This is a genomic window from Moritella sp. 36 (assembly GCF_018219415.1).
Taxonomy (GTDB): Bacteria; Pseudomonadota; Gammaproteobacteria; order Enterobacterales; family Moritellaceae; genus Moritella.
Genome location: NZ_CP056120.1, coordinates 1,055,611 through 1,068,627, shown reverse-complemented (window position 1 = coordinate 1,068,627; position 13,017 = coordinate 1,055,611). Strand labels below are relative to the sequence as shown.

11 protein-coding genes are annotated in these 13,017 nt (G+C 39.3%); 4 read left to right on the top strand and 7 right to left on the bottom strand.

What is annotated here, in order from left to right:
- Position 1: 1 nt before the first annotated feature.
- The 7 genes from HWV03_RS04900 to tig all read right to left on the bottom strand — a co-directional run bounded on the left by HWV03_RS04900 (position 2) and on the right by tig (position 8,797).
- On the bottom strand, positions 2–382 hold the full coding sequence (locus HWV03_RS04900) for a hypothetical protein (RefSeq protein WP_211678752.1): 381 nt from the start codon (positions 380–382) through the stop codon (positions 2–4).
- Positions 383–509: 127 nt separating this feature from the next.
- Complete coding sequence (locus HWV03_RS04895) at positions 510–2,414, bottom strand: SurA N-terminal domain-containing protein (RefSeq protein WP_211678751.1); 1,905 nt, start codon at positions 2,412–2,414, stop codon at positions 510–512.
- Between the two features lie 87 nt (positions 2,415–2,501).
- Positions 2,502–2,777: an HU family DNA-binding protein gene (locus HWV03_RS04890; RefSeq protein WP_211674314.1), complete on the bottom strand. Its 276-nt coding sequence runs from the start codon at positions 2,775–2,777 to the stop codon at positions 2,502–2,504.
- A gap of 128 nt (positions 2,778–2,905) precedes the next feature.
- Positions 2,906–5,257 (bottom strand): endopeptidase La, encoded by a 2,352-nt coding sequence (gene lon / locus HWV03_RS04885; protein ID WP_211678750.1) that lies wholly within the window; start codon positions 5,255–5,257, stop codon positions 2,906–2,908.
- Positions 5,258–5,411: 154 nt separating this feature from the next.
- On the bottom strand, positions 5,412–6,686 hold the full coding sequence (gene clpX / locus HWV03_RS04880; protein ID WP_211678749.1) for an ATP-dependent protease ATP-binding subunit ClpX: 1,275 nt from the start codon (positions 6,684–6,686) through the stop codon (positions 5,412–5,414).
- Between the two features lie 81 nt (positions 6,687–6,767).
- Positions 6,768–7,391, bottom strand: coding sequence for an ATP-dependent Clp endopeptidase proteolytic subunit ClpP (clpP, locus tag HWV03_RS04875; protein ID WP_045111436.1), 624 nt, complete (start codon positions 7,389–7,391; stop codon positions 6,768–6,770).
- A gap of 95 nt (positions 7,392–7,486) precedes the next feature.
- The gene (tig, locus tag HWV03_RS04870) at positions 7,487–8,797 is read right to left on the bottom strand and encodes a trigger factor (protein ID WP_211674310.1); all 1,311 of its coding nucleotides are present in this window, start codon (positions 8,795–8,797) and stop codon (positions 7,487–7,489) included.
- A gap of 438 nt (positions 8,798–9,235) precedes the next feature.
- Between tig and HWV03_RS04865 the strand changes: the two genes are divergently transcribed.
- From HWV03_RS04865 to HWV03_RS04850, 4 genes are all read left to right on the top strand, one after another.
- Positions 9,236–9,508: a hypothetical protein gene (locus HWV03_RS04865; RefSeq protein WP_211674309.1), complete on the top strand. Its 273-nt coding sequence runs from the start codon at positions 9,236–9,238 to the stop codon at positions 9,506–9,508.
- 149 nt (positions 9,509–9,657) lie between these two features.
- Positions 9,658–10,830 (top strand): cytochrome c oxidase subunit II, encoded by a 1,173-nt coding sequence (coxB, locus tag HWV03_RS04860; protein WP_211678748.1) that lies wholly within the window; start codon positions 9,658–9,660, stop codon positions 10,828–10,830.
- A gap of 16 nt (positions 10,831–10,846) precedes the next feature.
- Positions 10,847–12,469: a cytochrome c oxidase subunit I gene (gene ctaD / locus HWV03_RS04855; RefSeq protein WP_255547074.1), complete on the top strand. Its 1,623-nt coding sequence runs from the start codon at positions 10,847–10,849 to the stop codon at positions 12,467–12,469.
- Positions 12,469–13,008, top strand: a complete 540-nt coding sequence (locus HWV03_RS04850) for a cytochrome c oxidase assembly protein (protein WP_211678747.1) — start codon at positions 12,469–12,471, stop codon at positions 13,006–13,008. The genes ctaD and HWV03_RS04850 overlap by 1 nt, the downstream gene beginning before the upstream one ends.
- The last annotated feature ends 9 nt before the right edge of the window (positions 13,009–13,017 follow it).

The following is a 13,017-nucleotide window of genomic DNA, read 5'->3' as shown; positions in this document are numbered from 1 at the left end:
CTTATTCTTGAGTATAGCGCCTAATCTCATTCTGATTTAACTTTGCTTCCATACCCTCAAATGCCTCGGCACGTAAGAAAAACCGCCACGTCTGACGTGGCACACGCTGCTTAATCATATTCTCACTCACAATTAAATATTCGGTGCTTGCTATATTAGTTGTTACTGTCACCTTCTGACGACCAATGACAAAATCAGCGGGTACATGTCGACCATCTTTCAACATGCCAAATTCTGTAAACACTAATGACTCAGGCTTGCCATAAAAATCATCAGTCGAAACCCAATGCCCTAGGATCGGGTTGTCCTTTGGCGAATAAAACCATGCGCCAGCGAGTAACAAGAGAATAATAGTAATAAATGTAATAATGTATTTAGCCATAACTTCTTATTATAGTTAATAAATCGCTGTTATTACAGCGAAAAAAAATCCCAATGCAATATAAAATTACATTGGGATTAATTAAACTACTAAGTAATACTTTATATAGTATTACTTAGTTTTTATATCACTCTGCAGCAACAGGGTAAGATACGTCAGCGGCTTTAATCAATGTTTTTATTAACATTTCATAGTCAGCTTGCGCATTAATATTTTTTAATGTGTCACCTAAACGAGCGGCTTCTTCAGCTTTCATTTCAACATCACGCACAGATGTGAATTTAAGCAATGTGACGTCACCATTTAGTGATGTTTCAGTCGCAACACTTACTTGATCTGCAGCAGGTTTTGGCATTGAAAATAATTTGCTCAACACTTTAAAGTCCGCTTTTGTATAATCAAAACGGCTTAACCATTCAGGTGCTGTAAAGTTTGCATCAACCTTTGCCAGTTCAGCATCAACACTTTCACCCGCATCAATCTTAGCGGAGACTGTAGCCATAAAGCTTCGCGCTTTTTGTTCAGCTTTCGTTGCTTTTAAACGTTCTACAATTTCATCATTTACATCCACTAATGATTTCGTTGTTTGTGGTTTATATTCGTTAATACGAACCACAATACTTTGCTCATCAGAAATGTTAATGATTTCAGAGTTTAGCGCTTCGGCAATAAAGTCTTGATCGAATAACGTTGCTGCAACTTTTGGGTCATTCAAGGGTGCAGGAATCGCATTCTCAGAAAATAGCTCTGTTGATACAATTGTTAAACCCGTTTCTTCAGATGCAACATCCAGTGAATCAGGTACTTCAAATGCTTGTTCTGCTAATTTTTCAGCTAACTCATCAAAATGGGTCACGGCTTGCTCATTCTTCAAACGTGTTTCAATTGTTGCTTTAACGTCTGCGAATGCTTTTACTTTACCCGGTTCAACCGCTAATAGTTTAATGATATGGAAACCAAAATCACTGCGCACTAGATCAGTCGTTACGTCACCGTCATTCTTCAGTGCAAATGCTGCCGTTTCAAATGCCGGATCCATGATATCTTTTTCTAACCAATCCAGTTCACCGCCATTTTCACCGCTAAACGTATCATCTGATGATGATTTCGCTAATTCAGCAAAATCTGCGCCAGATTGAATTTGAGCCAGTAAGCCTTTAGCTTTTACTTCAGCAGCAGCTTCATCACCCTTGAATGCAACAAGGATATGTGCAACTTTACGTTTATCTTCTTGAGAATAAGATGATAAGTGTTCGTTATAGTAATTTTCAGCCGCATCCGCATCTAATTCAATACCTGCACTGATCTTCTTCATATCAACTAAGATATAATCAACAGACGCTTGCTGTGGGGTTTGAAAGAACGCTTTGCTGTCTTCGTAATAACTATTCACTTCAGCATCAGTGACGACTACATCATTAGCAAATTTATTTACTGGCACGATTAGTTGACTTAATTCACGCTGTTGATTTTGTAATGCAGCTAATAGTTTCACTTCACTTGGTAAACTAAATTCTGAGTTTACTAATGCATCAGTTAATTGTTGTTGTGCAAAATCAGCACGTAAGCGCTCAACAAATTGTGCTGGCGTCATGCCGCTTTGACGTAATAAACTGATGTAACGTTCGTCATTAAATACGCCATCCGTTTGAAATTGTTCCATAGCAAAAATATAACTACGGATCTTTTCATCACCAATACGTAACGCTAAGTCATCTGTCATTTGCTGTAATAAATTTTGAGCAACTAACGTATTTAGTGATTGTTGACGTACTTGATTTTGAAATTCTGGTTGTTCCCAACGTGCGGCGAATGATTCCCCCTGTTGAGACTCTAAGCGAGAGCGGTCAGTTCTAACTTGATTTTCAAGTGCTTGCTTTGAAATGTCGACGCCATTCACTGTCGCAGCGGACTGAGCGCTACCACTACCTAGATAACTACTTACACCAGCAAGGGCAAACGTAACGATCACTGCGCCTAAAATAATCTTAGCACCCGGTCCTTGTGAACCTTCGCGAAACTTCTCTAACATAATTGTATTCTCTAAACTGCAATACAGTAAATAACAATAAAAACGCACCTCATAGGACGCCTTTACTCAAAAATTAAAATCAATAACTTAAGATTTCAACGCGTCTTTTAATAACTTCCCAGCTTTAAATACGGGTAGTTTAGATGCTGCGATTTGAATCTCTGCACCAGTTTGTGGATTACGACCAATTCGTGCAGCACGATCTCGTACACTAAAAGTACCAAAACCCACTAAAGTAACAGATTCATCTTTTTCTAGTGTTTCTGTTACAGATTCGATCATTGCATCAATAGCACGGCCAGCAGCAGCTTTAGAAATATCAGCTTTAGCGGCAACATAATCTATTAGTTGAGCTTTATTCACTTTCTTCCCCTAATCTTCGTTATTTATATAAATAATCGAACATAAATATGACTAACGTTATTGCGTTTATAACAAGGTTAGAGTGACTATTCAAGTCTAGATAGGCACTCTAACCTAAATCAATCACACTATTTTGATACAACTTCAAAACCGGCGGGACTATTCTCTAGCGCAAGCTCTAGCACTTCCTCAATCCAACGAACAGGGTGAATCTCAAGATCGCCAATTACATTGGCAGGGATCTCTTCTAAATCACGTTCATTTTCTTTTGGAATCAAGACACGCTTAATACCACCACGATGTGCTGCAAGTAGCTTCTCTTTCAAGCCACCAATGGGTAATACTTCACCTCTTAACGTGATCTCACCTGTCATTGCAACGTTTGCACGGACAGGATTACCCGTTAAGCTAGACACAAGTGCGGTGCACATTGCAATACCCGCACTTGGACCGTCTTTTGGTGTAGCACCTTCAGGAACATGCACATGAATGTCACGCTTTTCATAAAAGTCACCATTGATGCGTAACTTATCCGCTCGAGAGCGAACAACCGTCATAGCAGCTTGGATAGACTCTTGCATAACTTCACCCAGTGAGCCGGTATAGTTCAACTTACCTTTACCTGGAACAGATGTTGTTTCGATAGTCAATAAATCACCACCGACTTCTGTCCATGCTAGACCAGTGACTTGACCAACACGACTTTCACCTTCAGATTTGCCAAAATCAAAGCGTTGTACGCCTAAATATTCAGACAAATTATCTTGATTGATCGTCACTGATTTAAGTGATTTCTTCAGCAATATTTGCTTCACTGCTTTACGACATAGTTTTGAAATTTCACGTTCAAGTGAACGCACGCCCGCTTCGCGAGTGTAATAACGGATAATACCCATTATCGCACTATCTTCAATGGTAATTTCTTTTGCTTTTAAACCATTTCGCTCTATTTGCTTGTCCAGTAAATGCTGTTTAGCAATATTCAGCTTTTCATCTTCGGTATAACCCGATAAACGAATCACTTCCATACGGTCAAGTAGCGGACCTGGAATGTTCATCGAATTAGATGTCGCAACAAACATTACATCAGACAGATCGTAATCAACTTCTAGATAGTGATCATTAAACGTTGTATTTTGTTCAGGGTCGAGAACTTCCAATAATGCCGACGCTGGGTCACCACGCATATCCGATGCCATCTTATCAATTTCATCTAATAAGAATAATGGATTGCGCACTTCAACTTTTGCCATTTTCTGGATAAGTTTACCCGGCATAGAGCCAATATAAGTACGACGATGCCCACGAATTTCCGCTTCATCACGTACGCCACCCAGTGCCATACGAACATACTTACGTCCTGTTGCTTTCGCAATCGATTGACCTAACGAAGTTTTACCTACGCCTGGAGGACCGACAAGACAAAGAATTGGACCTTTGAGTTTATTAACTCGGCTTTGTACTGCTAGATATTCTAAAATACGTTCTTTTACTTTATCCAAACCATAATGGTCTGCATCGAGAACTTCTAATGCTTTGCCAATGTCTTTTTTAACTTTTGAACGTTTCTTCCAAGGAACTGAAATCATCCAATCGATATAACTACGTACTACAGTTGCTTCTGCAGACATAGGTGACATCATTTTTAATTTATTTAATTCAGCAATGGTTTTAGCTTTAGGTTCAGCAGGCATTTGCGCTTGCTCAATTTTCTCAGCCAATTGTTCAAATTCATCAGTACCATCTTCAGACTCACCAAGCTCTTTTTGAATAGCTTTCATTTGCTCATTCAAATAATATTCGCGCTGGCTTTTTTCCATCTGCTTTTTAACACGTGTACGAATTTTCTTTTCAACGTGTAATAGGTCGATTTCAGATTCCATCTGTGCCATTAAGAATTCAAGACGTTCTGCAACGTTACTTAACTCTAATACCACTTGCTTGTCTTCTAATTTCAATGGCATGTGAGCAGCCATTGTATCAGCAAGACGCGCAGCTTCATCGATCGCGGTCACTGAAGTTAAAACTTCAGCAGGGATCTTTTTGTTTAATTTGATATAACCTTCAAACTGGCCAATTGCAGATCGAATAAGTACATCTTCTTCTTCATCAGATACTGATTCAGAGATAATATATTCAATCTCGGCTTGGAAGTAATCATCGCTATCACTCAAGCTATTTAATTTTGCTCTTTGTGTGCCTTCGACCAATACTTTAACCGTACCATCAGGCAATTTTAACATTTGTAAAATATTAGCGACTGTACCCACGCTATTCAGATCATCAACTTGGGGATCATCTTGAGCTGCATCTTTTTGTGCAACTAAAAATATTTGCTTATCTGTATCCATTGCGGCTTCAAGACAACGAATTGACTTTTCTCGGCCAATAAACAAAGGGATTACCATGTGGGGATAAACCACAACATCACGCAATGGCAATACAGGTATATCTACGCGTTCCGTACGCTCAAAACTCATCTTGTCCTCACTTATAAAACTGGACTAAGGGCTAATATTGAATATATAGGGGTTATTACTCAACAATCAATGCTAGAGGCTAAAAATATGAAAAATAATATAAAAAAAGGGGCATTGAGCCCCTTTTTAATATTAAGTGTTTAAAAATCTAACACTAATCTGCTGACACAGCCTTGTTCTCTGTATTTTCATAAATCAAAATTGGTGCTGATTCTGCATTAATTACAGATTCATCAATCACAACTTTGCTAACATCTTCAACAGAAGGTAGGTCATACATAGTATCCAGTAAAATGGCTTCTACGATTGAACGTAAGCCACGAGCACCCGTATTTCGAGACATCGCTTTTTTTGCAATTGCAATAAGTGCATCTTCACGGAACTCTAGGTCAACACCTTCTAAATCGAATAGTGCAGCATACTGTTTAGTCAGTGCATTTTTCGGTTCTGTTAAGATCTGAATTAATGCACTTTCATCAAGTTCTGTTAATGTCGCAGTCACAGGTAAACGACCGATAAATTCAGGGATAAGACCGAATTTAACCAAATCTTGTGGTTCAACTTTAGCGAAGACTTCAGATAAAGTTGCTTTCTCAGCTTCACCTTTCACTTCAGCTGTAAAACCAATACCACTATTAGTGTTAGTACGCATTTCAATAACTTTATCTAAACCAGCAAATGCACCACCACAGATGAATAAGATCTTAGATGTATCTACTTGTAAAAACTCTTGTTGAGGATGCTTACGACCACCTTGTGGTGGTACTGAAGCAACAGTCCCTTCAATCAGTTTTAACAATGCTTGCTGAACACCTTCACCCGATACGTCACGAGTAATAGATGGATTATCAGATTTACGCGAAATTTTATCAATTTCATCGATATAGACAATACCACGTTGGGCTTTTTCTACGTCATAATCGCATTTTTGCAATAATTTCTGAATAATATTTTCAACATCTTCACCAACATAACCAGCTTCAGTTAATGTTGTTGCATCAGCCATAGTAAAAGGAACATCAAGAATACGTGCTAGTGTTTCAGCCAATAATGTTTTACCACTACCAGTTGGACCAATTAACAGGATATTACTCTTACCTAGTTCTACACCATTTGATGTATCGCCATTGCGTAAACGCTTATAGTGATTGTATACCGCAACAGCTAACACTTTCTTAGCATGCCCTTGACCAATGACATAATCATCGAGCTTGCTACGAATTTTATGCGGTGTAGGTAATTCATCACCTTCACGTTTTGGTGCAATTTCTTTAATCTCTTCACGAATAATATCGTTACAAAGATCAACACATTCATCACAAATGTAGACAGATGGGCCGGCAATTAACTTACGTACTTCATGTTGGCTTTTGCCACAAAAAGAACAATAGAGTAATTTACCGTTATCCCCACTTTTTGTTTCTGTCATTCGATAACCTCATATTACAGGTAAAAGCCCAATGCCTAATCTTCATTATGGCTAAAAGACAATCGACCTGTCAAAAATTACTTAATCACGTTTTGTAATTACTGAATCAATCAGACCATAATCCATCGCTTCAGCTGACGTCATGAAATTATCACGATCCGTATCTGTAGCAAGACGATCATACTCTTGACCAGTATGTTCAGCTAATATTTCATTTAATTTACGCTTAGTTTTAATAATTTCATTCGCGTGAATTTCAATATCAGATGCTTGGCCTTGATAACCACCTAAAGGTTGGTGGATCATGATTTTAGCATTCGGTAATGCGTGACGCTTACCTTTTTCACCACCAGCAAGTAGGAAAGCGCCCATACTCGCAGCCATGCCCATACAAATCGTAGACACGTTTGGCTTAATAAATTGCATGGTGTCATAAATTGACATACCAGCGCTCACAGAACCACCTGGCGAATTAATATAAAGGAAAATATCTTTATCTGGGTTTTCTGATTCTAAGAAAAGTAACTGTGCAACAACAAGGTTCGCCATATGATCTTCGACCTGACCAGTCAAAAATATTACACGGTCTTTTAAAAGTCGAGAATAAATGTCATAAGAACGCTCACCTTTAGCTGTTTGTTCAACAACCATAGGTACTAACGCGTTTGACGGCGACTCTGTGATATTATTAAAGAATTGTGACATATTATCATCCCTAAATAAAAATGGCCCAAGTGAAATACCCCCCACTCGAGCCATTATAGCGCTTAATTACGTATTTTGTTCAATCTAATAAACAATTATGCGTTTTGAGTCGCTTTATTCATTAGCTCTTCAAACGCAACTTCTTTCTCTGTTACATTTGCTTTTTCTAAAACTAAATCAATAGCTTGGTCTTCAACAGCTACATTACGAACGTTTTCTAAAGCTTGGTCGTTGTCTTTGTAGTGTGCGATAACTTCAGCTGGGTCTTCGTATGCAGAAGCCATAGATGCGATCATGTCTTGAACACGTGCGTCATCAGCTGTGATTTCGTTTACTTTGATGAATTCACCAAGAACTAGACCGATTTTAACACGACGGCTAGCTTGCTCTGTGAATAGTTCATCAGGAAGTTCTGGTGCGTTTTGTGGTGCCATTTGGCCAAAACGTTGCATAGCTTGTTGACGTAATGTAACGATTTCTTGCTTAATTAATGCAGCAGGAATTTCGATGTCATTTGTTTCAACTAGTGCGTCAAGAACTTTAGTTTTTGTATCAGCTTTGATAGCTTGCTCAAGTTCACGGCTCATGTTTTTGCTGATTTCAGTTTTTAGAGACTCAAGCGTACCGTCTTCAACACCGAATTTACCAACGAACTCAGCGTTAATTTCTGGCAGCTCTTGTGCTTCAACAGCGTTTAGCGTGATAGCGAAACTTGCAGTTTTACCTTTTAGGTTTTCTGCATGGTATTCTTCAGGGAAAGTTACTTCAACAGTGAACTCTTCGCCTGCAGATTTACCTACGATGCCTTCCTCGAAACCAGGGATCATACGACCTTGGCCCATAGCTAGTGTAAAGTCTTCAGCTTTGCCGCCTTCGAATTCTTCACCGTCGATGCTACCGTTGAAGTTAACTTTAACTTGGTCGTTAGCTTCAGCAGCGCGATCTGCAGTAACCCACTCAGCGTGTTGCTTACGTAAAGTTTCGATCATGCCATCAACATCAGCGTCTGTTACTGAAGATACTGATTTTTCGATTTCGATTGCTTCGATACCAGAAACTTCAAACTCAGGGTAAACTTCAAGCGTTGCAGTGAAAGAGAAGTCTTCGCCTTCTTTAACTTGTGCAGGCTCTAGTGTTGGTGCGCCAGCTAAGTTTAATTTTTCAGCTACGATTGCTTCGTAGAAGTTACGTTGCATAATTTCACCAGCAACTTCTTCAGCTACAGCAGCACCAAAACGTTTTTTGATTACTTTAGCTGGTACTTTACCTGGACGGAAACCGTCGATACGTTGAGTTTTTGCTAAACCACGTAAACGGTTTTCGATTTCTTTGCTAACTGTTGCAGCTGGAACTGTGATAGTTAAACGGCGCTCTAGGCCTTGAGTCGTTTCTACAGAAACTTGCATTTAGATACCTCTAATGAATTTATTAACATTTCCAACTGGAAATTTATGACGCGATATTATAACTAGCAGCAAGAATAAAATCGAGCATTGCGACTCTAAATAACGCTTTAATATTTTTATTTGCTTATAATGTATGGATGAAAAGTCAGAATTCAAGAATAAAAATGATTTTTATGGATAAATAAGATGAAAAACAGGAAATTTATTGTTTTCAATCTTGAGTTTGGTTAATTACTCGCCATCCCTTTATCGCGTTAATCAATTCCATCACCAAGTACTCACCCCTCTCCTTACCTTAAATTAAAGCAATCGCCGCAAGGTATCAAACAGCTCGTATTTAGGTCTCAACGTTAAAGATTGAAATTTACACTATAATATCTTTTAAGCTGTTCACATTAATCTTCTTTGAATCATCAACAATAATATTTAGGGGTTGCTATGACTATTATCGAAATTGAACGTATCTTTTTAGACTTTTCGAATCAGCTAGAATTACTCAAAGAGAAATACCCTAATCCAGAAATGATTCAGCATATTGATAATCTCATGACCGATACACAAATCATCAAGCTAAAAGTGATGCGCTTAGACAGCGTTAAAGAACAAGACAAGCTGGACCTATCGTGCTCAGTCTCTAATCACATTGCTAAATTGCAGAAACAAATTACAGCGCTAAAACAATCATTTGAAGTAATCACCTTTGAGGCATAAAAAAAGATAGAAACAACATTATCTGAGAAACAAAGTCACACATTTAACATTTCTGTAACTATACTTTGGCAAATAACAGTGGATTGTTAGATGCTTAGGGCTGTAGCAGCGAATTAACACAATTCACTCATTATCTAATCTATATCGTTATGGATAATTTTGAGGGAGGTTATGTGCGCTTATTCAAACCAAAAAAAATAATAAACACATTTATGCTAGGGATAGTTTCAACACCATTATTTGCTCAGCAGTCAAATATAAATATGACTGAGGGGGTCACAGGGATAAGTAATACCGTATACAGTTTACATATGACAATTTTGTACATTTGCATAGCCATCGCCTTCATTGTGTTTGGCGTCATGTTTTGGTCCTTATATAGTCATCGAAAATCCAAAGGCGCAGTGTCTGCCTCATTCCATGAAAGTACAACAGTTGAGATAATTTGGACTGCGATCCCCATCGTTATCTTAATTGGTATGGCGATCCCATCAACACAAGCGCTAATCTTAATGGAAGATACCACTAAAGCTGATATCACCATTCAAATCACCGGTTCACAATGGAAGTGGCACTATCGTTATTTTGACCATGACCTTGAGTACTATAGCCGTTCAACCACCAGCCAAGCTGAAATCAACAACGAAATAGAGAAACAACCTCACTACCTAAATGAGGTGGATAATCCACTCGTATTACCAATCAATAAAAAGGTCCGTTTTCTAATCACGGCTGATGATGTCATTCACTCATGGTGGGTGCCTGCATTTGCAGTGAAAAAAGACGCGAACCCCGGCTTTATTAATGAGGCTTGGACCAAAATAGACACACCCGGAACTTACCGAGGCCAATGTGCCGAATTATGCGGTAAAGACCATGGCTTTATGCCAATTGTGGTCACGGCATTAGAACCTGCAGCATTTGATGATTGGTTAGCCCAAGCGCAGATCACGGCAAAGCAGCAGTTACAAGCGGAACAACAAAGTTTAACGAAAACCATGGATATGCCGACCATGATGAAGATCGGAGAAGAGGTATATAATCGGACCTGTGCCGCTTGTCACCAAGTTGCTGGACAAGGTATTCCAGGTGCATTCCCAGCATTACAGAATAGTCCTATCGCACTGGGTGATATAGATAAACATATCAATGTTGTTCTTCAAGGCGCTTCCGGTACTGCAATGGCATCATTCGCAAAACAACTAACCAAAAAAGAACTCGCGGCAGTGATCACTTACGAACGCAATGCATGGGGTAATAATACCGGTGATATTATACAACCCTCACAAATAGATGCGGCATTAAATAGTATCAATCAGTAATTCAAGGGATAGAAAAATGAGTGAGATACAATTAAAAGATAATGCTGATCAAACCATCTTGGATGTGCCAGCAATAAAAATACAAACAGATCACCATGGTGCCCCCCATGGGTATAAACGGTGGTTATTTTCAACCAATCATAAAGATATCGGTACATTATATCTGTGGTTTAGTTTGACCATGTTTTTCATCGGGGGAGCGATGGCAATGGTCATTAGGGCTGAGTTATTCCAACCCGGTTTACAATTAATTGAACCCAATTTTTTCAATCAAATGACCACGTCGCACGGTTTAATTATGGTCTTTGGGGCTGTCATGCCTGCTTTTGTAGGACTTGCTAACTGGATGCTACCGCTTATGATTGGTGCGCCAGATATGGCATTGCCACGGATGAATAACTGGAGTTTTTGGATCCTACCTTTCGCATTCTCTTTATTACTATTGTCATTATTTACCGAAGGCGGCGGGCCTAACTTTGGTTGGACTTTCTACCCTCCGCTATCGACTCAATACAGTCCTGACAGTACCGCCATGTTCGTATTCTCTGTCCACTTAATGGGGATCAGCTCAATTATGGGCGCGATTAACGTCATCGTTACCATCTTAAATATGCGCGCACCTGGAATGACATTGATGAAAATGCCCATGTTCGTATGGACTTGGCTCATTACTGCATTTTTATTAATCGCCGTCATGCCCGTTCTTGCTGGTGCGGTCACCATGATCCTAACCGATAAATACTTTGGTACCAGTTTCTTTGATGCTGCAGGTGGTGGTGATCCGGTGTTATTCCAGCATGTCTTTTGGTTCTTTGGTCATCCCGAAGTATATATCATGATTTTACCATCATTTGGTATCATCTCGGCGATTGTTCCCGCATTTGCACGTAAGCAATTATTCGGTTACCACTCTATGGTCTATGCAACCGTATCCATTGCTATTCTTAGCTTTACCGTATGGGCTCACCATATGTTTACCGTTGGTTTACCGCTGGCTGCTGAATTGTTCTTTATGTATTGTACAATGCTCATTTCTGTGCCAACTGGGGTGAAAATATTTAACTGGATAGCGACCCTCTGGCGTGGCTCCATTACCTTTGAAGTACCCATGTTATTTTCACTCGCATTTATCGTATTATTTACTATCGGTGGGTTTTCGGGATTGATGCTGGCCATTACACCTGCGGATTTTCAATACCATGATACTTACTTTGTTGTGGCCCATTTTCATTATGTGCTCGTGACTGGTGCTGTTTTTTCTATTATGGCTGCCGCTTATTATTGGCTACCAAAATGGACCGGATACATGTTTAATGAAAAGCTTGGTAAGTGGCATTTTTGGTGCTCACTAATATCCGTCAATATCCTATTTTTCCCGATGCATTTCTTAGGTCTTGCAGGTATGCCACGTAGGATCCCAGATTACGCACTGCAATTTGCCGACATAAATAAAATAGTCAGTATTGGTGGTTTCCTATTTGGCCTTTCACAAATCATCTTTGTCGCAGTTGTGATAATGGCTGTTCGTGGTGGTAAAAAAGCCCCCTCAAAACCTTGGGAAGGTGCTGAAGGATTAGAATGGACCGTGCCATCTCCAGCGCCATATCACACTTTTGATACACCACCCGAGGTGAAATAATGACAACACCTAAAATGAAAAAGCAATTACGGCTATTAATATTCAGCGTCGTTGGTATGTTCGGTTTTGGTTTTGCACTCGTCCCTCTTTATGATGTATTTTGTGACATTACAGGACTAAATGGTAAAGATTATAGCCGCTCAACGACAGTGCCGGTATCAAGTGTTGACGAGTCACGCACGGTTAAAGTTGAGTTCGTCACTTACTTAAATAAACAATTACCTTGGTCATTTAAACCTGAAATCAGGAGCGTGGTTCTACATCCAGGCGAACGCTATCAGGTTAGTTTTGTTGCCATTAACCAAAGTGACCAAGATACATTCGGCCGTGCAGTGCCTTCTATCTCCCCTGGTTATGGTGCGCAATATTTGGTAAAAACAGAATGTTTTTGTTTTCAAGAACAGATGTTAACTGCAAACGAAGAAGCAATGATGCCGCTGATCTTTTATATTGACCCTAATATACCATCCGATATATCAACGTTAACCCTCGCCTACACCCTATTTAAAAATGAACCGACAGAAGTAGCTATGCGCTAGGAGCCCTTT